We start from the raw sequence: 18,399 nt of genomic DNA, 5'->3' as shown, positions 1-18,399 counted from the left end.
CGGCCTCTGTGAAAGCGGCAACAGATCAAGAGCAAAAGCGCACGCAACCTCTAAATATCACAGCCCCCCTGTAGGAGCTGGCTTGCCAGCGAAGCATTCGAATGCGCCGTGTTTATCCTGTTGAAACGCGTCATCGTTGACGTCCTTCGCTGGCAAGCCAGCTCCTACAGGTGCAACCAAAAAAACGGATATACCCTCAGCAATCAGTCATTAGGCAACGGCATCTGATCATCATCCGGAATACCATCTCCAGCACTCGGGTCTCTCCTCCCCTGCGGATGTTCCGTCGTCACCACAGCCGGCCTGGCCAGCGGGTCCCTTAACGGATCATTCGGATCCATCACCGGGTCCATATCCTTTTCCGGGGTTGTAGGGACACTGTCCGGACGCTTGTCATTGAAACTCGAATCAGTCGACATACACACCTCACTAAGCTCAAGGTTTCAGATCGGCGAGTGGATCGTAAGGCTTCGCCGGCGCCTTGCTGTTGTCGCCCGGCTTCACATCCCTGGGCGCCTTGGCAGGTCCGATCGGGTCGACCTGAGGATCGGCGAGGTCGGGAGAATCGGGATCGAACCCCAAGTCATCGCCGGACGAATGCTCGGACGAGTGCGGGCCGGAGGGAGTATTGGAATGTGCCATGGGCGCCTCCTGATCAAGGCCCGGAAAAATCCGGGCGCTATGCATATGGAGGCTCGCAATGGGCGGAGGTGCCCGGCAGATGACGAACGGAGTTATTGCCCGTCGAGGGCTTTTTTCGCCCTGGCGGCAGCCTGCTCCTGGCCAGTCTGAGCAAGATCGTTCGCAGCCTTGAGCCAGCGCTGGCGATCAACCTGCGCAGGAATCTGCGTCGGCCGCTGGATCAGTACCGCCCAACCGCCCGCGTCCTTGAACGCGGATTCAAATGAACTGAAACTCATCAACGTCCGGCGATCCATTCCGGCGCGCAGCAGCACAGTCTGCTTCTGACGGTTGTAGCCGGCAAGAATGGCATAACGGGGTTCAGCCCAGAACGCCGAGCCTTCGGTAAAACGCACCATCACCGAATAACCGGCCGCGACCTGGGTCAGCAGCGCAGGCAGATTGCTGTCGAGGGGATAAACGACCATGCCGTACTCGCGGGCGAGGCTCTGCATGTTCTGCTGCAACTGGGCTTCGCCGCCCGGCAAATGCAAAGGCTTGTCGAGCAATCCCGGCGTGATCACCACACCTTGTTGGGACAACATGCTGGCCAACACCTGCGGTCCACTTTGATTGGCCACGCCACGGTAGAACCGGCCACTGAGTTCGACACGTTCCGGCAGTCGCTTGATCTCAGGCGCAACACTCCCCGCGCAACCCGTCAGACCTGCAACGCAACCAACCAGCAGCGCCGCCGATAGAATTCGAGAAAATACCCGCACCATCATCACTCTCTTGTTCAGACGCCAGGCATTCGCGCTCCCGGCTTGGCCGTCGATCATAGGACGCCGCGCGGCAGCGGTATAGCCTTAACCGGCAGTTGATTGCATTCGATAGAGCGAACTGGTTGGTGACAGCCGACCTTTGGTCAATAGCCTGAAACATGGCAGCGACTAGACTGTCATTTGCAAAGAGCGTGTGCCCGAAGCAGGGCAAAGAGGAGGCGCTGATGAGCCTGACAATGACCATTTTGATGTTGATTTGCGGCTGGCTGGCTGTGGCCGCCGCCATGTTGTGGGGAGTCCTGCGAATTGCCCGTCGGCACCATCATCCTGTGCAATCGGCGCCGGTGGTGAAATCCGATAAAGCCGCTGCACGGCATGCAGCCGCACACTGACTGAGGTTTTCGCCCTCAAACAAAAACGGCCGCCCGGGCTCTTTCGAGCGCAGGCGGCCGTTTGTTTTATCGAAGGTTACGCCTCAGTGGCGACACGCTTCTGCTTGGCCCGTCGCGACATCATGTTCAAGCCCTCGATCGTCGCCGAGAACGCCATGGCGGCGTAGACGTAGCCTTTCGGTACGTGGGCGCCAAAACCTTCGGCGATCAGCGTCATGCCGATCATGATCAGGAAGCCCAGCGCCAGCATCACCACCGTCGGGTTGTCGTTGATGAACTTGGCCAATGGATCAGCCGCCAGCAACATCACCAGCACCGACACCACCACCGCGATGATCATGATCGGCAAGTGTTCCGTCATACCGACAGCGGTAATGATGCTGTCGATGGAGAACACCATGTCCAGCATCAGGATCTGACCGATCGCAGCGGCGAAGCCCAGGGTCACGGTCGATGTAGCCGACTTCGGACCTTCCGGCGCCGGGTCCATGCTGTGATGGATCTCGGTGGTCGCCTTCCACAACAGGAACAGGCCACCGGCGATCAGGATCATGTCCTTCCAGGAGAACGCGTGGCCGAGCAGCTCAATCACCGGCTCGGTCAGCTGAACAATGAACGCGATGGTGCTCAACAGGCCCAATCGCAGAATCAGCGCCATGCCGATACCGATGCGCCGCGCCTTCTGCCGATGTTGTTCCGGCAGTTTGTTGGTCAGGATCGAAATGAAGATCAGGTTATCGATGCCGAGCACGATTTCCATCACGATCAAGGTGGCCAGGGCGACCCAGGCAGTGGGGCTGGCGGCAAGTTGTAAAAGGTATTCCATGGGTCAGTCCTGACTCGCTGTAAGACGGTTTAGATTTCCTGGGAAGAAGAGTTGGTTTTATCCGCGTCTTTTTCCGTTGATTCTTTTTTGCTGATCAGACCGCCCGTAGCATCGCTGATCGCTTGTTCTGCGGCCTTGTGGGTGTCGTCGATCGCTTGCTTGGCGGTTTCGGCAGCCTTGCCCATCAATTGCTGAGCGCTCTTTTCGGCCTGGTCGCAACCGGCCAATACCAGTAAAGACGTAAACAGCAGCGCCGTGGTTTTAAGCTTCATGATGCTTTCCTCGATAGAACAGACAGGACCGAAAAGGCGATCCGTCGATAGCGGGGCATTCTAGGGAGGCAAACACTTCAGGAAAATTCGTATTTTTAGCGGTTATACTTCGGTTTTTACGAATCCAGAAAATTGGAGCGCTTTACGCAAGAGCTGCGTAGGGGGATATAAACGCCATGCTGAATTACCGACAGCTGCATTACTTCTGGGTGGTGGCCAAAACCGGCAGCATCGTGCGCGCCTGCGAGCAGCTGAACCTGACGCCGCAGACCATCAGCGGGCAGATTTCCTTGCTCGAACAAACGTATGGCATCGAGTTGTTCCGCCGGGTCGGCCGGCAACTGGAGCTCACGGAAGCCGGGCGCCAGACCCTGACCTACGCCGAGCAAATGTTTCAACTCGGTGGCGAGCTGGAGTTGATGCTGCGGGCGCAACCCAATGAGCAGCAGATTCTATTTCGGGTAGGCGTGGCCGACGTGGTGCCCAAATCCATCGTCTATCGGCTGATCGCGCCGACCATGGAATTGAGCGAGCCGCTGCGCATCACCTGCCGCGAAGATAAACTCGAACGCTTGCTCGCCGACCTGGCGATCCAGCGCCTCGACCTGGTGATCTCGGACAGCCCGATGCCGTCGCACCTGGACATCAAGGGCTACAGCCAAAAGCTCGGTGAGTGCGGGATCAGTTTCTTCGCCACCGCCGAACTGGCGGCGCGTTACGGTCAGGATTTCCCGCGCAGCCTGCACGGCGCTCCGCTGCTGATTCCCGGCCCGGAAACCGTGGTACGCAGTCGTTTGCAACGCTGGTTCGCCGAGCAGCAGATTCAGCCGCGCATCGTCGGCGAGTTCGACGACAGCGCATTGATGCAGGCTTTCGGTCAATCCGGCAGCGGGATTTTCATCGGCCCGAGCGTGATTGCCGATGAAGTGAAACGCCAATACGGTGTGGAATTGATTGGCCAGACTGACGCGGTGACCGAGTCGTTCTACGCCATTTCGGTGGAACGCAAGGTCAAGCACCCCGGCATTGTTGCGATAACCGAAGGTGCCCGACGCGAGCTGTTTACCGAGATGTGAAGCGTCAGGCGCAGACTTCGCGCGGCTTCATGGTCATCAGCGCCATGGCCAAAAGGATCGAGGCCAGGATAAAAGCGGCAGCCGCGAAACCCAAACCTTGCAGCCCGACGCCGTTGATGACCCGGCCGCCGATCATGGCGCCCAGGCCGATGCCGAGGTTGGCCCCGGCAATGTTCAACGATGCCGCAAACGCCGGCGCCTCGGGCGCAGCCTTCATCAAGCGCACATGACTGACCAGAAACAACGCCGCCTGAGTCACGCCCCAGATGCCCATCGCCGCCGCCAGACCGAGCGGCGAATGAATGTTCGGCACCAACGCCACCAGCCCGGCAATCATGAACGCGCAAAACATCATCGAAGCGATCAGCGGATGGCGATCCACCGCGCGGCCGCCCAGCGAGTTGCCGATCAAACCGACCGCGCCGAAGCCCATCAGGCACCAGCCGACCACCGTGCCGTTGAACCCGGCCAGGCGCTCAAGGATGTCCGCCAGGTAGGTGTAAGCGGTGAACATGCCGCTGAACACCAGGATCGACAGCACCACATGCCCCACCATCAGCGGGCTGCGCAGGATCTTGAACTGCGAACGGAAGCTCACTTGATGCTGGTGCAGATTGGTTTTCGGCAGGTAGATAAACAGCAGCAACGCCTTGGCAAACGCGATCACCGCCAGAATGCCGAAGGCACTGCGCCAGCCGAACGCATCGGAAATCAGCGTGCCCACGGGAATGCCGAACACCGTGGCGCAGACAACCCCGAAACCGATCTGGGCGATGGCGCGGCCGGCGTAGTCCGGCCCGACGATGTCCACCGCCGTTTCGCTGGCCAGCGCCCAGAACACCGGGAGCCCGAGCGCCGGAATCAACCGGGCGATGGCCATTACCCAAATGTTCGGCGCAAATGCCGCGAGGGTGTTGGCCAGGCCGAACATGATCAGCACCGAGATAAACAGCTTGCGCCGTTCAAACCGGGCGAAGTACGCCGTCAGGAACGGCCCGAACGCGGCGACGGTGAAGGCGAACAAAGTCACCAGCAAACCCGCTTGCGGGATGCTGACGTCCAGGTCCCGGGCGATGGCCGGCAACAGGCCGACGATGACGAATTCCGTGGTCAGCACCGTGAAACCGGCGGCGGACAACAGAAGGATGGGCAACAGCATGCAGAACTCCAGAAAACGACGACACCAGTGATAGCCGGAAGGCCCACTGGCAGAACTTGAAAATGAGGAGGCGCAAGCTTAACAGAGTGTTTCCAAATGGGCTTGCACGAACCTGCCTATCTCGTTTAACACGCGGGCGGCAGATCGTCACAGGGCTGAAGGATCAAGACGACGCTGTGATAAAGTCCGCGCCCTGCGATACGTACACCCTGATCATCGGCCAGTTTTTGGCATTGATGTCGCGATACCCCCGCACTTAAAAAAATCAGAGATGCCGTTTTTATGACCGCTTCATCCCCTTCTCTATTGCTCCGCCTGAAACGCTTGAGCCTGGTCGCGCAAATCATCATCGGCCTGATCGCCGGGATCGCCCTGGCGCTGTTCGCACCTGAGGTGGCGAAATCCACTGCCTTTATCGGCAAGGTGTTCGTCGCCGCGCTGAAAGCCGTCGCGCCGATTCTGGTGTTTGTGTTGGTGATGGCCTCGATCGCCAATCATAAGCACGGCCAGGAAACCCACATCCGGCCGATTCTGTTTCTGTATCTGCTGGGTACTTTTGCCGCTGCGGTGGTCGCGGTGGTGGCGAGCATGCTGTTCCCGTCGAGCCTGGTGCTGGCCACTCACGACGTTGCCGTCACTGCGCCCGGCGGTATCGGCGAAGTGCTGCAAAGCCTGCTGCTCAGTGTGGTCGACAACCCGGTGAGTGCGCTGATGAACGCCAACTTCATCGGCATTCTGGCCTGGGCCATCGGCATGGGCGTTGCGATTCGCCATGCCGGTGACACCACGCGCGAGGTGCTCGGCGACCTGTCCAATGGTGTGACCTTGATCGTGCGCCTGGTGATCCGGTTTGCGCCGCTGGGGATTTTCGGTCTGGTGGCATCGACCCTCGCCACCTCCGGTTTCGGCGCGTTGATCGGCTATGTGCATCTGCTGGCCGTGTTGCTCGGCTGCATGCTGTTCGTGGCGCTGGTGATGAACCCGATCATCGTGTTCTGGAAACTGCGTCGCAACCCGTATCCGCTGGTGATCATGTGCCTGCGGGAAAGCGGCATCACCGCGTTTTTCACGCGCAGCTCGGCGGCGAATATTCCGGTCAACCTGGAACTGAGCAAGCGTCTGGGCCTGCACGAAGACACCTATTCGGTGTCGATTCCGCTGGGCGCGACCATCAACATGGCCGGTGCGGCGATCACCATTACCGTGCTGACGTTGGCGGCTGTGCATACCCTGGGCATTGCCGTGGACATTCCGACGGCCATTCTGCTCAGCGTCGTTGCGGCGATCTGTGCCTGTGGCGCCTCGGGCGTGGCCGGGGGCTCGTTGTTGCTGATTCCGCTGGCGTGCAGCCTGTTCGGCATTCCAAGCCAAATCGCCATGCAGGTGGTGGCGGTGGGTTTCATTATTGGGGTGTTGCAGGATTCGGCGGAGACAGCGTTGAACTCGTCTACTGACGTGTTATTTACCGCAGCCGCTTGCTTGGGTGAGGAGCAGAAAGCTCAGCGTCTGGCGTAAGAAGAAGATCAAAAGATCGCAGCCTCGTTTTACTCGACAGCTCCTACAGACAACTGCGTACCGCCTGTAGGAGCTGTCGAGTGAAACGAGGCTGCGATCTTTTGAGCCACACAAAAAAAAGCCCGCCAAGGCTTACACCTTGGCGGGCTTTTTTTTGTACCTGGGCGGCTTAGAACGCGCCCATGAAATCGCGCTTGCCCACTTCCACACCGTTGTGACGCAGCAGTGCGTAAGCGGTGGTGACGTGGAAGAAGAATTGCGGCAGGCCGTAGCTCAGCAGGTAAGCCTGGCCGGTGAAGCGCTTCTCTTTAGGCGTGCCTGGACGCGTAACGATCTCGATGCCTTCCTTGCCATCGATCTGCTCAGGCTTGATCTCGCCGATGTAGGCCAGCACCTTGGCGATCAGCGCTTGCAGCTCGGCGAAGGTGGTTTCGGTGTCGTCATACTTCGGCAACTCGACTTCGGCCAGACGCGAAGAAACGCCCTTGGCGAAATCAACGGCGATCTGCACCTGACGCACCAGCGGGAACATGTCCGGGTACAGACGGGCCTGCAAGAAAGCGTTCGGGTCGATGTTCTTGGCGGTGGCGTGGGCTTCGGCCTTGTTCAGAACGTCGCTCAGGGCGTTGAGCATTTGTTGGAAAACCGGAACGGAAGCGGCGTACAGGGAAATGGTCATGGCAGTCTCGTGTGGTGACAGGAGGGAAACGTCGGCGTCGATTATAGCCATGCGCGTCCCTCCTGCGGCCGGTCTTTTATCCTGCCGCAGGCCCTCGCCGGCTCAATCCCTCATAGAGCCCGTCGATCACCCGGTCGTTAATAGTGATTGGACGGTCTATCACGTTGTACTTAGCCTGCGCTCGCGCAGCCATCCCGGCCGGTCCGAACGCCTTGAAAAAGCCATCATCGAGGCGATGAAGCTCAAGCCGTATCGGCACAATTTCGAAGTGAACGATGACGTTCAGGTGGTTCACTTCATGAACATGACAGGCGGCTGAAACCATGATCGTTAGACCCAAACCCAATCTGATCGGCGTGCTGACTTCACTCAAGGGCTCGATCGCCAAACGCATTGCCATGCGCGCCCTGATGGTGACGCTACTCGCCTCGGCCATCGTGCTGGTCGAAACATTGCACCCCAGCTATTTTTCCAAGGTCAGCGCCACGCCGTTTACTTTGCTGGGCTTGTCGCTGTCGATCTTCATGAGCTTTCGCAACAACGCCTGCTATGACCGCTGGTATGAAGCGCGCAAGGCGTGGGGTGACATCATCGTGGATGTCCGTTCGATGATTCGTGAAACCCAGATCATCGAGGACGCCAGCGAGCGGCACAAAATCCTCAGCAACCTCTGCGGCTTCGCCCATGCGCTGAATGCAAAGCTGCGCTCGGAGAGCGAACTGACGGCCAGTGGTGGCTGGCTCAATCCGATGCCCACCGGCACCACGACTGACATCAGCGGGCGCATTTTGATGCAGGTCGGTCAACAGTGTTCGGCGCTCAGCGAATCCGGGGCGATCAGTGAATGGCGCTACACGCTCATGGCCAATCATCTGACTCGCCTGACTCAGGCCCAGGCTGTGTGTGAGCGGATCAAACACACGCCGCTGCCCTTCCCCTACACCTTGTTGCTGCACCGGACCACCTACTTGTTCTGCATCTTGTTGCCCTTCGCGATGGCCGAACCGCTGGGTTGGCTGACACCGGTTTTCACGGCGATTGTCGGCTACACGTTTTTCGGCCTGGATGCGATTGGCGATGAACTGGAAGACCCGTTCGGCCGCGATGAAAACGACCTGCCCACTGACGCACTGGTGCGCACCATCGAACGGGATGTCGTGGCCGCGCTGGGCGTGTCGCCACTGCCGCCGCAGCTGGAGCCGGTGGATTATGTGTTGAGTTGAGGGGCCTGAGTTGGAGCGGCTGGCCTCTTCGCGGGCAAGCCTCGCTCCTACAGATCAAACTGTGGGAGCGAGCCTGCTCACGATGGCGGCGTGACAGTCAACATCAATGCCGGATGCGCCAGCCTCATGACTGAATACGCAAGAAGTCTGCCTGACAGGGCGGCGCTTCAGCTAATCTCTGCCCAGATCCCGCACACCGCCCTTTGTCCTTGGCTTGCAGTACAGGCAAACTCGTCGGGAGCTAGCATTTTTGACAGCGCTGAATACAGCGCCCATGAACCTATTGTGGGTAAGGGTCCAGAACCTATGAGCACCGAGCAAGAGACGACCTTCGACGAGCCGCGACTCAACAGCACGGAAATCCGCATTTTGGGTTCGCTGATCGAGAAACAGGCCACCAGCCCGGAAACCTATCCGCTGACGCTCAATGCGCTGGTGCTTGCCTGTAACCAGAAGACCAGCCGCGAGCCGGTGATGAACCTCACCCAGGGTCAGGTCGGCCAGAGCCTGCGCGCCCTTGAAGGACGCGGCTTCACCAAACTGGTGATGGGCAGCCGTGCCGATCGCTGGGAGCATAAGGTCGACAAGGCGCTGGAACTGGTGCCGGCGCAGGTCATTCTGGCGGGGCTGCTGTTTCTGCGCGGTCCACAAACGGTCAATGAACTGCTGACCCGCAGCGGCCGCATGCATGACTTCGAAGACGCCGAACAGGTGGTGCATCAGCTGGAGCGGCTGATTGCTCGCGGTCTTGCGCTGCTGATCCCGCGCCAGGCCGGCCAGCGTGAAGACCGTTATATGCATGCGTTGGGCGATCCGGCGGATATCGAAGTGATCCTCGCGGCACGGCAGAACCCGGTGGAACGTGGCTCTGGCAGCGGCGTGTCGGTGGAGCGGATTGAAGAACTGGAAGCGCGGATTGCAGCGCTGGAAGAACGCCTGGCCCGCCTCGAGTAACTTGCGTCCGGCTCTGTAGCTGTCGAGCAACGCGAAGATCTGTAGCAGCTGTCGAGCTTGCGAGGCTGCGTTCGGCTCTGTAGCAGCTGTCGAGCTTGCGAGGCTGCGTTCGGCTGCGAAGCAGTCGTGAAGTCTGGCACTGCGGTGTGTCAGGAGTACCGTGCATATAGGGTTTACGACTGCTTCGCAGCCGAACGCAGCCTCGCAAGCTCGACAGCTGCTACAGAGCCAGACGCAAGCTCGGCAGCGGCTACAGGGGATGTGTGTTTACTCGCCGTCCCAGTAATCAACGCCATCGGCCTGTCGGGCGACGGCGACGAAGCCCGTGGCATGGCCCTCGGCGTCGACCTGAAAGTTGTCCATCACCGCGTACTTGCCGGAATCCGGGTACTCACAAATCTCCGGCGATTGCTGGGTACTGACCGCCAGGTAGCGCAACTCGCCGTTGCTGTTATTGATGATCTGGTGCGCGGCTTCGGGACCGCCCGGTGGGCAGGCGATGACATCCCCCGCACGAATTGGAAAACGCTCGGTGCCCAGGCGAATCTGCCCTTCCCCGGCCACGATATAAAACATCTCCTCGTTGACCCGGTGGCTATGGAACGGGCTGCCACGCATGCCCGGTTCCAGGACATACAAGCGATAACCCAGTTTCTGCGCGCCCAGTTGCTGGCCAATGCGGGCCAGGCGCTGTTGATAGCGGCCAGCGGTGTCACCGGTTGGGGCGAGCGCTTCAGGCAGCGTCTCAAGTTCGACCTGATTCAGGTTGAGGATGGCGGGATGCATGGGAAACCTCGGTCACATTGTTGTTATGGGCACAAACGCAAAAGATCGCAGCCTTCGGCAGCTCCTACAGATGTACGCATGCAGGAGCTGCCGAAGGCCGCGATCTTTTGATCTTTCACGGTTCAGCTGCGCGCAAACGCCACCGCTTGCTGAAACTGCTCATCCGTCGGCCGCACGCCGGTGTAAAGCACAAACTGCTCCAGCGCCTGGATCGCGATCACTTCCAACCCGGTGATCACTCGCTTGCCCTCAGCACGACCACGCACGATCAGCGGCGTTTCCGAGGGGATCGCCACCACATCGAAGACAGTCTCCGCCGCTTTAATGGTTTCAGTATCAAATGCCAGTTGATCGGCCTCTGGCCCGCCCGTCATGCCGATCGGTGTGACGTTGATCAGCATTTGCGGGCGCTGGGCGCCCAATTCGGCTTGCCATTCATAACCCAGCGATTCTGCCAACGCACGACCGGCTTGTTCATTGCGGGCGACGATCAAGCCGTTTTTGTAGCCGCCATCGCGCAACGCGCTGGCCACCGCCTTGGCCATGCCGCCGCTGCCGCGCAGGGCGAAGGTCGAATCCTTGGGCACCTGGTGCGTGGCCAGCAACTGGGCGATGGCGATGTAATCGGTGTTGTAAGCCTTGAGATGGCCCTGGGTGTTGACGATGGTGTTGATCGATTGAATGGCCGCAGCGGAGGCGTCCAACTCATCGACCAGCGCAATGCAGGCCTCCTTGAACGGCATCGACACGCCACAACCCCGAATTCCCAGGGCACGAATGCCACCGACGGCCCCCGGCAGGTCCTGGCTACTGAAGGCTTTATAGTAGAAGTTCAGGCCCAGTTGCTCGTACAGATGATTGTGAAAACGCAGGCCAAAGTTCCCGGGGCGCCCCGAGAGGGACATGCACAATTGGGTGTCTTTGTTGGGGTTCATCTGCATGTGAATCTCCTTCAATAGCACTTTCAGATGGACGGGATTAGCCATGCCACCGTGTTCTGATCGATCATAAAGGCCTGCCTGCGCGCTGCACCGCAGGTCGGTAAGGAAGTCGGTACAGACCTTACACAAAATTTACCCAACGGCTGTGCTGATTTTCAAAAAAACGCTGTCTTAGATGTATCCCCGCGACAATCCTTGGGTCTATTGCAGACGCAAGCGCCGGGTCGAAGAACCGAGGAATTATCATGATCCGTAAAATCCCCACAGTAGCCTTGCTGATCGGTGTTCTCGCTGTCGCAGGGCAAGCGCAAGCCCATGGCGGCGGTGGCGGTTGGCAAGGTCCAGCGGTATTTGGCGCGATCGTCGGCTCGGCCATCGTCGGTTCGGCGATTATCAACAGCAACCGGCCGGTCTATGTACAGCAACCGGTTTATGCCCAGCCGCAGCCGGTTTACGTGCAACAACCGCCACCGGTTTACTACCAGCCAGCGCCGGTCTACGTGCAACAACCGGTCTACTACGCGCCTCCACCGGTTTATTACGGTCCGCCGCGTGGTTACTACGGTCCACCGCGTGGCTATTACGGCCCTCCCCATGGTTATGGCCGCTGGTAACAGATTCATCAGGCCCCGCCTCAACAGCGGGGCCTTTTTTGTGGCCGCTCGTCGGCGCAGGTCTGAAAAAATCGCGTCAAGGTCGCTGTCGGGACAGTCTCGGCGCTTTAAGTTGGCAAGATTGACTCGACCGCCCTTCCCCTGCGGGGAAAACGGTCATATTTATGTCATGTCAGGTCCGCAAGCTTGGATCTGTCCGCAAACAACAGGTTGATAACAACAAGGACGACCTCATGCCCACGCAAAACCCGCACCGCATTGTCGGCTTGTGCACTTCCAGCAAGGTGTACAACGCCCTGACCGAACTCAAGCACCTGGAAGGCCATCGCAGCGCCAAGTTTCTCTCGCTGCTGGCAGAAAACCTGGTCCGTAAAGGCCTGCTCAACGAGCAGGAAGTGGTTCATATGCTGGATCTGGTGGTCGACTGACCGACAGCCGGTCGTTTGCACTCACTGGCGTCAATGACGACTATCGAAAGCGTTGATTGTCCGTTCGAGCGTCAGGTCCGTAAGGTAGCTCCATAGATTGATGGAGGTACTTATTATGTCCCAGGTTCAGATTATGTCCGTTATTGGCAGCGCCGTTCCCGCACCACTAAGAGAGCTAGGATTGCTCGCCTGTTGGTATCTGGTGCAGGACGGCGAACCGATCAGTGGTCCGCTCACCTCGCTGCCGGCCGCCCAGGCACTGTCGCAACGCATCGGCCAAGGCCGACTCAGTGCCTAAGGCAGCTGAACCCGCGGCTTGGTTTCAATGAAGATCGCCCAGCTCGACATGAACAGCGCGGCGATCAGCGGCCCGATCACAAAGCCATTGAGGCCGAAGATCGCCAGGCCGCCCAGGGTCGAGATGAGGATCAGATAGTCCGGCATCTTCGTATCCTTGCCCACCAGGATCGGGCGCAGCACGTTATCCACCAGGCCGATCACGAACACCCCGAACAGCCCCAGCACCACGCCCTGCCAGATCGCCCCGGTGAACAGGAAAAATGCCGCCACCGGCGCCCAGACAATCCCCGCCCCCACCGCTGGTAACAGCGATAGAAACGCCATCAACACCGCCCAGAGCAACGCGCTGGGGATGTCCAGAAACCAGAAAATCAAACCGCCCAACGCACCTTGCGTGATTGCCACCAACAGGTTGCCCTTCACCGTGGCCCGCACCACGCGATTGAACTTGAGTTGCAAACGGCGTTTCTGGTGTTCCTGCAGCGGTACGGCAGCGCGAACCTTGCGTGCCAGTTCTGCCCCGTCCCGCAGAAAAAAGAACAGCAGGTAGAGCATGATGAAAAAGCTCACGACAAAATCAAAAGTGCCCTGGCCGAAACTGAAGGCCTGGGTGGCGATAAACTCATTGCCCGTCACCGCACTCTTGATGATTTTCTCCCGCAGCCCATTCAACTCGCCGACCCCGGCCCGATCGAGCAGGTGTTGAAAGTACGGAGGCAGGCTGTGCTTGAAATGCGTGACATACCCCGCGATATCCAGCTCGCCGCTTTCGATGCTCTTGTACAGCGTGGCCCCCTCTTGAACCAGCAGGAAACCGAGGATGATCACCGGCAAAATAGCAATCACCAGGCAGATGCTCAGGGTCACCAGCGACGTCAAATTGCGCTGCCAGCCGAACTTCAACTGGATTCGACGCTGCAGGGGCGCGAAGAGGATGCCGAGGATCACCGCCCAGAACACAGCGCCGTAAAACGGCAGCAAAATCCAGATGAAAGCGGCGGTGACCAGCCCCAGCAAAATCACCAGTGATTTGTTTTGTACCGTCTCTTCGTTCATGTCCGATCCATGTCAGTCCGCCAGACGCCATAGCGCGTCCTGATGCTTAGTCCGCCACGGTTCGCGCGAGTGCCATCCGTTTGTTCATCAAGCATAGATCCAGATCAATGAACCCCGGGGACAAGCCGCATACTCTCGGCAGCTTTTGCGATCGACCCCGCCATGACCCTCGCCACGCCCCTTTCAACCCCAGAGCTGCTGGCCCCCGCCGGCACCCTGAAAAACATGCGTTACGCCTTCGCCTACGGTGCCGATGCGGTGTACGCCGGCCAGCCGCGCTACAGCCTGCGGGTGCGCAACAACGAATTCGATCACGCCAACCTGGCGCTCGGCATTCGCGAGGCGCAAGCCCAGGGCAAGCGCTTTTACGTGGTGGTGAACATCGCCCCGCATAACGCCAAGCTCAAGACCTTCCTCAAGGACCTGGAGCCGGTGATCGCCATGGCACCGGACGCCCTGATCATGTCCGACCCGGGGCTGATCATGCTGGTGCGCCGGCATTACCCGCAGATGCCGATTCACTTGTCGGTGCAGGCCAACACGGTGAACTGGGCGAGTGTCGAGTTCTGGCAGCAACAAGGCTTGAGCCGGATCATCCTGTCGCGGGAACTGTCCCTGGAAGAAATCGCCGAAATCCGCCAGCAGGTCCCGGCGATGGAGCTCGAGGTTTTCGTCCACGGTGCGCTGTGCATGGCCTACTCCGGGCGCTGCCTGCTGTCGGGCTACATGAACAAGCGCGATGCCAATCAGGGCAGCTGCACCAACGCCTGTCGCTGGAAATACTCGGCGCAGCAAGCCACGGAAAACCAGCTCGGCGAGATTGTGCAGACTTTCCAGCCCGAACCCACACTGGGCATCGGCGCACCGACCGATCAAGTGTTCCTGTTGCAGGAAGCCAATCGACCTGACGAACTGATGCCCGCCTTCGAGGACGAGCACGGCACTTACATCATGAACGCCAAGGACCTGCGCGCCGTGCAGCATGTCGAGCGCCTGACGCAGATGGGTGTGCACTCACTGAAAATCGAAGGGCGGACCAAATCGCACTTTTATTGCGCACGGACCACTCAGGTCTATCGCCGCGCAATCGACGACGCGGTGGCCGGTCGCGACTTCGACCGTAGCCTGATGACGGATCTGGAATCCCTTGCCCAGCGCGGCTACACCGAAGGCTTTTTGCGTCGGCATGTGCATGACGAATACCAGAACTACCAGCACGGCAGCTCGGTGTCGGAGCGCCAGCAATTTGTGGGTGAGTTGACGGGGGAGCGGCGTGATCGCTTGGCTGAAGTCAAAGTGAAAAATCGTTTTGGCCTGGGCGATCACATGGAACTGATGACGCCCAAGGGCAACTTCCACTTCGATTTGCATCAGCTGCAAAACGTCAAAGGCGAGCCAGTCGACGTAGCACCGGGGGATGGACACACGGTGTATTTGCCGATTCCGGATGCGGTGGAATTGGATTTCGGGTTGTTGATGCGCGATGTGAGCGATCTCTGAAACACCGCGAACCTGTAGGAGCTGGCTTGCCAGCGAAGAGGCCCTTGAGGTTTACATCGCCGCTGAGTCCGCCTTCGCTGGCAAGCCAGCTCCTACAGGGTTACGCGAATTCTTCGTGCAACATCGCCACAAACGCTTCTCGCGCCGGGTGCACCCCGGCGTTTTCATGCCAGTAAAACAGGTTGTCGATGGCCGTCAGTTCGGGGAATTCATACCCCACGCAACCGGCGCCCTTGGCGTATTGGTCGAAGACGCCTTTGGGCACCAACGCGACGCCGGCGCCAGCACTGACGCACCCGACAATCGCCCCGTAACTGGCCAGGCTGACAATCGGCAACGCCTGCCCCTGGCGTAACAGCCAATGCTCCAGCGCCGCCCGATACGGACAACCCTGGGGCCACATGAATACGGTCTTGTCCTGCAAATCGGCGATATCGCGCACCGGCCCCATCGACGTCGAGGCAATCAGCAGCAACTCTTCGCGGTACATCGGCGTGCGCTTGAGTTGTGAGCGCTCGACATCCACCGCGACGATCGCGCCGTCGAGCCGGTGATTGACCGTGTCATCGAGCAATTGCCCCCAGGTGCCGGTGGTCAGCTCCAGTGCAACCGCTGGAAAGCGCTTGTGGAATTTGGCCAGCAAACGCGGCAAGCGCCCGGTGGCGGAAGATTCGATGGCGCCAATGCGCAAGGGCCCGGACGGTTCGGCCGAAGGATCAACCGCGCGTTTGGCTTCAGCCGTCAGCGCGAGAATCTTCGAGGCGTACACCAGAAAAGTCTGCCCCGACGGGCTGATGCGCAGCCCGCGCCCCTCGCGCAGAAACAGCGCGACACCCAGCTCCGCCTCCAGGGACTTGATCCGTGCCGTGATGTTCGACGGCACGCAATGCAACAGCTCGGCCGCCCGGGCTATGCTGCCGACGTCGGCGACGGTCTTGAACATGCGTAACTGAGCCAATTCCATACATCACCTAAAGTGAACAGTTAACGCAGTATAAGTCAGTTGTAGCGAGCAGTCTGAATTCTGATACTCGGTGCCTATCCCCTCAGGTGTCCGACCATGCAAGCGCTCGCAGCCGACTCCCACTCTCCGGTCAAAATCATCCTGGCCATGGCGTTTGTCGTCGCCTGTTGGGGTTATTCCCCGACCGGCATCCACATCGGCTTGCAGGCCTACGACCCTGTTCATCTGGCGCTGCTGCGGTTTCTGCTGGCCTCGGTGTTCATGGCCGTGGTCGCCGTGTTCCGAGGTATCCACCTGCCAACGCTTCGCGACCTGCCGCTGATGTTCGCCCTCGGTTTCTTTGCGGTGAGCCTGCACCACGTGGCGATCAATTTCGGCCAGCAAGGTGTCAGTGCCGGAGCCTCCAGCGTGTTGGCACAGTCGACTCCGTTGTTCAGCACGCTGCTGGCGCGCTTCGTGTTCAAGGACCGGGTGAGCCTGTGGCGTTGGGGCTGTGTTTTTCTCGGGTTGATCGGCGTGGTGATCGTGGTGGCCGGCGATCACGGACTGGGGAGCATTGACGCGCACGGCTTGCTGATTCTGCTGGCGGCGTTGTCCTGGAGTATCTACTTTGCCCTGCAAAAGCATCATGCCCGGCGCTACGACGGGCTGACGCTGGTGTGCTACACGGTGTGGGCCGGGACGGCGCTGCTGTTGATTTACCTGCCTGGCTTGGTGGATCAGGTGCTCAGTGCGCCGGTACATGTGCAGTTGGCGGTGGTTTCGTTAGGCGTGTTTCCCAGTGCCCTTGCGTATCTGGCCTGGGCGTATGTGTTGGCTCATGTTGACCTGAGTCGCGCGACGATGACGCTGTATCTGGTGCCACCGATGGCCATGGCGATTGCGTCTTTTGCGCTGGGTGAGCGGCCGACGTTGATGATTGTCGTGGGTGGGCTGGTGGTGTTGGTGAGTGTGTTGGCGTTGAATCTGGAGCGGCGGGGGGGGGGGGGTCAGGCGGCTAGCGGCTGATCTGTGAACAGTGTTGAGGCGTCTGACGCTATCGCGGGCAAGCCCGCTCCCACAGTGTGTGTGTTGATCAAAATGATGTGATCGACACACACCCTGTGGGAGCGTGGCTTGCCCGCGATGAACGATGACGCGGCTGACCTGCCAGGCACATTGGCCGGGTTCTGTTTATCGCCTGTCATCGGACAGCGGTGTCGGTTCATCCGCCGGAGGCACGTCCTCTTTCGCTCCCGGGTCCATCCAGTCTTCAGGTGGATCCGAGTCTGCGCTGGCCGGGTCCAGCGAAGGATCCCGGCCGGGCGGCATATCGTTGTCCGCAGGCACCTCCTCCGTACCGGGGATCGGTCTGGTGGGGTCGATGTTGGACGTTCCACCCTGGAACATTGAATCGTTAGCCATGACGCACCTCACTGATGAGGTCCAGCAAATCTGGGCCGTACTCGTTGGAAACGGCCTCGTGATCGGGGTGCTATCGGGAAGACCAACGGTTGTCAGCGATCCGCCGAAAAGCGGTCGCGGCTGTTGCTCAAGTGCAGCCACATGGCCGCCCGCGCCGCATCGGCATCCCGGCGTTTGATGGCGTTGAAAATCGCCTCGTGCTCAAGGTTGGCAAGCTGCCCGAGCTTGCTCAAATCCGCCGATCCTCGCTCCGCCGCGTTGACCCGGGTGCGCGGAATCATGGCGTTACCCAGTTGCTGCATGATCTCGGTGAAGCACACATTGCCGGTGGCTTCGGCGATCAGCAGGTGGAAGCGTTTGTCGGCCTCGACGCAGCTGTCGTTGTTGGCCAGCAGGCTTTGATAATCATCGAGCGCTTCGCGCATCTGCACCAATTGCGGGTCAGTACGACGGATCGCAGCCAGCGCCGCAGCCTGGGTTTCGAGCCCCATGCGCAACTCCAGAATGCTGCGCACCCCCAGCGCGGTATCGACGTTCAGTCGCAGGCCCTGCTCCGGTGCTCGCTCAATCACAAACGTGCCGATGCCGTGGCGGGTTTCCACTAACCCTGAGGCCTGCAACTTGGAGATCGCCTCACGCACCACGGTGCGACTGACTCCGTGTTCCTGAACGATCGAGTTCTCCGACGGCAGCTTGTCGCCCGGCAACATCTGCCCGAGCAGGATGCTCTGGGTCAGTTTGGCGACCAGGTCATGGGCCAGGTTGTGAGTGCGCTTGCGCGCAGGCGCGTCGAGGTCTTCTTGCATGGCAATCATCCAAAAGCAGGGCTAACGGGATCGTAGCACTGCGACCGGTTTGAATCTCCCGAAAACCCGCCGCAACTTGTATGACAACACTCAACATT

23 protein-coding genes and 1 pseudogene are annotated in these 18,399 nt (G+C 59.7%); 11 read left to right on the top strand and 13 right to left on the bottom strand.

Annotation, left to right across the window (positions count from 1 at the left end):
- Window positions 1-203 precede the first annotated feature (203 nt).
- The 3 genes from AEQ67_RS34275 to AEQ67_RS25350 all read right to left on the bottom strand — a co-directional run bounded on the left by AEQ67_RS34275 (window position 204) and on the right by AEQ67_RS25350 (window position 1,463).
- Window positions 204-419, bottom strand: coding sequence for a hypothetical protein (locus AEQ67_RS34275; RefSeq protein WP_082377952.1), 216 nt, complete (start codon window positions 417-419; stop codon window positions 204-206).
- A 16-nt stretch (window positions 420-435) separates the two neighbouring features.
- Complete coding sequence (locus AEQ67_RS25355) at window positions 436-642, bottom strand: DUF6021 family protein (protein ID WP_059406528.1); 207 nt, start codon at window positions 640-642, stop codon at window positions 436-438.
- Between the two features lie 92 nt (window positions 643-734).
- On the bottom strand, window positions 735-1,463 hold the full coding sequence (locus AEQ67_RS25350) for a peptidase C39 family protein (protein ID WP_059406527.1): 729 nt from the start codon (window positions 1,461-1,463) through the stop codon (window positions 735-737).
- 167 nt (window positions 1,464-1,630) lie between these two features.
- On the opposite strand from AEQ67_RS25350, the gene AEQ67_RS36025 reads away from it, so the two are divergent.
- Complete coding sequence (locus tag AEQ67_RS36025) at window positions 1,631-1,798, top strand: hypothetical protein (RefSeq protein ID WP_177333685.1); 168 nt, start codon at window positions 1,631-1,633, stop codon at window positions 1,796-1,798.
- A gap of 76 nt (window positions 1,799-1,874) precedes the next feature.
- Here the strand turns inward: AEQ67_RS36025 and AEQ67_RS25345 are convergent, their stop codons facing one another.
- Window positions 1,875-2,624 (bottom strand): TerC family protein, encoded by a 750-nt coding sequence (locus AEQ67_RS25345; protein WP_059406526.1) that lies wholly within the window; start codon window positions 2,622-2,624, stop codon window positions 1,875-1,877.
- Window positions 2,625-2,653: 29 nt separating this feature from the next.
- Entirely contained in the window at window positions 2,654-2,896 is a 243-nt protein-coding gene (locus AEQ67_RS25340) for a hypothetical protein (protein WP_059406525.1), read from the bottom strand.
- A 176-nt stretch (window positions 2,897-3,072) separates the two neighbouring features.
- Here AEQ67_RS25340 and nhaR point away from each other — a divergent pair, with 176 nt between their 5' ends.
- Window positions 3,073-3,972, top strand: a complete 900-nt coding sequence (gene nhaR, locus AEQ67_RS25335) for a transcriptional activator NhaR (RefSeq protein WP_059406524.1) — start codon at window positions 3,073-3,075, stop codon at window positions 3,970-3,972.
- Window positions 3,973-3,976: 4 nt separating this feature from the next.
- Here the strand turns inward: nhaR and AEQ67_RS25330 are convergent, their stop codons facing one another.
- Window positions 3,977-5,131 (bottom strand): MFS transporter, encoded by a 1,155-nt coding sequence (locus tag AEQ67_RS25330; protein WP_059406523.1) that lies wholly within the window; start codon window positions 5,129-5,131, stop codon window positions 3,977-3,979.
- Between the two features lie 282 nt (window positions 5,132-5,413).
- Here AEQ67_RS25330 and sstT point away from each other — a divergent pair, with 282 nt between their 5' ends.
- The gene (sstT, locus tag AEQ67_RS25325) at window positions 5,414-6,646 is read left to right on the top strand and encodes a serine/threonine transporter SstT (protein WP_059406522.1); all 1,233 of its coding nucleotides are present in this window, start codon (window positions 5,414-5,416) and stop codon (window positions 6,644-6,646) included.
- A gap of 169 nt (window positions 6,647-6,815) precedes the next feature.
- Here the strand turns inward: sstT and AEQ67_RS25320 are convergent, their stop codons facing one another.
- Entirely contained in the window at window positions 6,816-7,325 is a 510-nt protein-coding gene (locus AEQ67_RS25320) for a DUF1993 domain-containing protein (RefSeq protein WP_059406521.1), read from the bottom strand.
- A gap of 184 nt (window positions 7,326-7,509) precedes the next feature.
- Here AEQ67_RS25320 and AEQ67_RS35540 point away from each other — a divergent pair.
- From AEQ67_RS35540 to AEQ67_RS25305, 3 genes and pseudogenes are all read left to right on the top strand, one after another.
- Window positions 7,510-7,644, top strand: a pseudogene (locus AEQ67_RS35540) (GTP 3',8-cyclase MoaA); the annotation flags it as partial.
- A gap of 4 nt (window positions 7,645-7,648) precedes the next feature.
- Window positions 7,649-8,548: a bestrophin family protein gene (locus AEQ67_RS25310; RefSeq protein ID WP_059406519.1), complete on the top strand. Its 900-nt coding sequence runs from the start codon at window positions 7,649-7,651 to the stop codon at window positions 8,546-8,548.
- A 306-nt stretch (window positions 8,549-8,854) separates the two neighbouring features.
- On the top strand, window positions 8,855-9,502 hold the full coding sequence (locus AEQ67_RS25305; RefSeq protein ID WP_059406518.1) for a YceH family protein: 648 nt from the start codon (window positions 8,855-8,857) through the stop codon (window positions 9,500-9,502).
- Window positions 9,503-9,769: 267 nt separating this feature from the next.
- On the opposite strand, the gene AEQ67_RS25300 is transcribed toward AEQ67_RS25305, so the two are convergent.
- Window positions 9,770-10,288, bottom strand: a complete 519-nt coding sequence (locus AEQ67_RS25300) for a cupin domain-containing protein (RefSeq protein WP_059406517.1) — start codon at window positions 10,286-10,288, stop codon at window positions 9,770-9,772.
- Between the two features lie 122 nt (window positions 10,289-10,410).
- Complete coding sequence (locus AEQ67_RS25295; protein WP_059406516.1) at window positions 10,411-11,229, bottom strand: shikimate 5-dehydrogenase; 819 nt, start codon at window positions 11,227-11,229, stop codon at window positions 10,411-10,413.
- Window positions 11,230-11,474: 245 nt separating this feature from the next.
- Between AEQ67_RS25295 and AEQ67_RS25290 the strand changes: the two genes are divergently transcribed.
- The 3 genes from AEQ67_RS25290 to AEQ67_RS25280 all read left to right on the top strand — a co-directional run bounded on the left by AEQ67_RS25290 (window position 11,475) and on the right by AEQ67_RS25280 (window position 12,569).
- On the top strand, window positions 11,475-11,843 hold the full coding sequence (locus AEQ67_RS25290; protein ID WP_059406515.1) for a hypothetical protein: 369 nt from the start codon (window positions 11,475-11,477) through the stop codon (window positions 11,841-11,843).
- Between the two features lie 233 nt (window positions 11,844-12,076).
- Window positions 12,077-12,271, top strand: a complete 195-nt coding sequence (locus AEQ67_RS25285) for a hypothetical protein (RefSeq protein WP_003179723.1) — start codon at window positions 12,077-12,079, stop codon at window positions 12,269-12,271.
- A gap of 115 nt (window positions 12,272-12,386) precedes the next feature.
- Window positions 12,387-12,569, top strand: coding sequence for a hypothetical protein (locus AEQ67_RS25280; protein ID WP_059406514.1), 183 nt, complete (start codon window positions 12,387-12,389; stop codon window positions 12,567-12,569).
- On the opposite strand, the gene AEQ67_RS25275 is transcribed toward AEQ67_RS25280, so the two are convergent.
- Window positions 12,566-13,627, bottom strand: coding sequence for an AI-2E family transporter (locus tag AEQ67_RS25275; protein WP_059406513.1), 1,062 nt, complete (start codon window positions 13,625-13,627; stop codon window positions 12,566-12,568). The two genes, AEQ67_RS25280 and AEQ67_RS25275, sit on opposite strands and share 4 nt — an antisense overlap.
- 162 nt (window positions 13,628-13,789) lie before the next feature.
- Between AEQ67_RS25275 and trhP the strand changes: the two genes are divergently transcribed.
- On the top strand, window positions 13,790-15,127 hold the full coding sequence (trhP, locus tag AEQ67_RS25270) for a prephenate-dependent tRNA uridine(34) hydroxylase TrhP (RefSeq protein WP_059406512.1): 1,338 nt from the start codon (window positions 13,790-13,792) through the stop codon (window positions 15,125-15,127).
- A gap of 100 nt (window positions 15,128-15,227) precedes the next feature.
- On the opposite strand, the gene AEQ67_RS25265 is transcribed toward trhP, so the two are convergent.
- Window positions 15,228-16,091, bottom strand: a complete 864-nt coding sequence (locus tag AEQ67_RS25265) for a LysR substrate-binding domain-containing protein (RefSeq protein WP_059406511.1) — start codon at window positions 16,089-16,091, stop codon at window positions 15,228-15,230.
- Between the two features lie 96 nt (window positions 16,092-16,187).
- Between AEQ67_RS25265 and AEQ67_RS25260 the strand changes: the two genes are divergently transcribed.
- Entirely contained in the window at window positions 16,188-17,099 is a 912-nt protein-coding gene (locus AEQ67_RS25260) for a DMT family transporter (protein WP_059406510.1), read from the top strand.
- A gap of 165 nt (window positions 17,100-17,264) precedes the next feature.
- On the opposite strand, the gene AEQ67_RS25255 is transcribed toward AEQ67_RS25260, so the two are convergent.
- Entirely contained in the window at window positions 17,265-17,495 is a 231-nt protein-coding gene (locus AEQ67_RS25255; RefSeq protein WP_059406509.1) for a hypothetical protein, read from the bottom strand.
- 92 nt (window positions 17,496-17,587) lie between these two features.
- A complete protein-coding gene (locus tag AEQ67_RS25250) occupies window positions 17,588-18,301 on the bottom strand; it encodes a FadR/GntR family transcriptional regulator (protein WP_059406508.1) in 714 nt (237 codons plus the stop codon).
- Between the last annotated feature and the right edge of the window lie 98 nt (window positions 18,302-18,399).

The sequence above is a fragment of the Pseudomonas sp. RIT-PI-q genome, assembly GCF_001297125.1.
In the GTDB taxonomy this organism is placed as follows: domain Bacteria; phylum Pseudomonadota; class Gammaproteobacteria; order Pseudomonadales; family Pseudomonadaceae; genus Aquipseudomonas.
The sequence above is the reverse complement of the archived record's forward strand: the minus strand, read 5'-3'. Positions and strand labels throughout refer to the sequence as shown.

Coding starts and splice junctions, on each gene's coding strand:
- AEQ67_RS25310 (WP_059406519.1), top strand. CDS start 7,649: ATGATCGTTAGACCCAAACCCAATCTGATCGGCGTGCTGACTTCACTC.
- trhP (WP_059406512.1), top strand. CDS start 13,790: ATGACCCTCGCCACGCCCCTTTCAACCCCAGAGCTGCTGGCCCCCGCC.
- AEQ67_RS25340 (WP_059406525.1), bottom strand. CDS start 2,896: ATGAAGCTTAAAACCACGGCGCTGCTGTTTACGTCTTTACTGGTATTG.
- AEQ67_RS36025 (WP_177333685.1), top strand. CDS start 1,631: ATGAGCCTGACAATGACCATTTTGATGTTGATTTGCGGCTGGCTGGCT.
- AEQ67_RS25250 (WP_059406508.1), bottom strand. CDS start 18,301: ATGCAAGAAGACCTCGACGCGCCTGCGCGCAAGCGCACTCACAACCTG.
- AEQ67_RS34275 (WP_082377952.1), bottom strand. CDS start 419: ATGTCGACTGATTCGAGTTTCAATGACAAGCGTCCGGACAGTGTCCCT.
- AEQ67_RS25255 (WP_059406509.1), bottom strand. CDS start 17,495: ATGGCTAACGATTCAATGTTCCAGGGTGGAACGTCCAACATCGACCCC.
- AEQ67_RS25285 (WP_003179723.1), top strand. CDS start 12,077: ATGCCCACGCAAAACCCGCACCGCATTGTCGGCTTGTGCACTTCCAGC.
- AEQ67_RS25345 (WP_059406526.1), bottom strand. CDS start 2,624: ATGGAATACCTTTTACAACTTGCCGCCAGCCCCACTGCCTGGGTCGCC.
- AEQ67_RS25290 (WP_059406515.1), top strand. CDS start 11,475: ATGATCCGTAAAATCCCCACAGTAGCCTTGCTGATCGGTGTTCTCGCT.
- AEQ67_RS25280 (WP_059406514.1), top strand. CDS start 12,387: ATGTCCCAGGTTCAGATTATGTCCGTTATTGGCAGCGCCGTTCCCGCA.
- AEQ67_RS25265 (WP_059406511.1), bottom strand. CDS start 16,091: ATGGAATTGGCTCAGTTACGCATGTTCAAGACCGTCGCCGACGTCGGC.
- AEQ67_RS25295 (WP_059406516.1), bottom strand. CDS start 11,229: ATGCAGATGAACCCCAACAAAGACACCCAATTGTGCATGTCCCTCTCG.
- AEQ67_RS25260 (WP_059406510.1), top strand. CDS start 16,188: ATGCAAGCGCTCGCAGCCGACTCCCACTCTCCGGTCAAAATCATCCTG.
- AEQ67_RS25300 (WP_059406517.1), bottom strand. CDS start 10,288: ATGCATCCCGCCATCCTCAACCTGAATCAGGTCGAACTTGAGACGCTG.
- sstT (WP_059406522.1), top strand. CDS start 5,414: ATGACCGCTTCATCCCCTTCTCTATTGCTCCGCCTGAAACGCTTGAGC.
- AEQ67_RS25350 (WP_059406527.1), bottom strand. CDS start 1,463: ATGATCGACGGCCAAGCCGGGAGCGCGAATGCCTGGCGTCTGAACAAG.
- AEQ67_RS25275 (WP_059406513.1), bottom strand. CDS start 13,627: ATGAACGAAGAGACGGTACAAAACAAATCACTGGTGATTTTGCTGGGG.
- AEQ67_RS25355 (WP_059406528.1), bottom strand. CDS start 642: ATGGCACATTCCAATACTCCCTCCGGCCCGCACTCGTCCGAGCATTCG.
- AEQ67_RS25330 (WP_059406523.1), bottom strand. CDS start 5,131: ATGCTGTTGCCCATCCTTCTGTTGTCCGCCGCCGGTTTCACGGTGCTG.
- nhaR (WP_059406524.1), top strand. CDS start 3,073: ATGCTGAATTACCGACAGCTGCATTACTTCTGGGTGGTGGCCAAAACC.
- AEQ67_RS25305 (WP_059406518.1), top strand. CDS start 8,855: ATGAGCACCGAGCAAGAGACGACCTTCGACGAGCCGCGACTCAACAGC.
- AEQ67_RS25320 (WP_059406521.1), bottom strand. CDS start 7,325: ATGACCATTTCCCTGTACGCCGCTTCCGTTCCGGTTTTCCAACAAATG.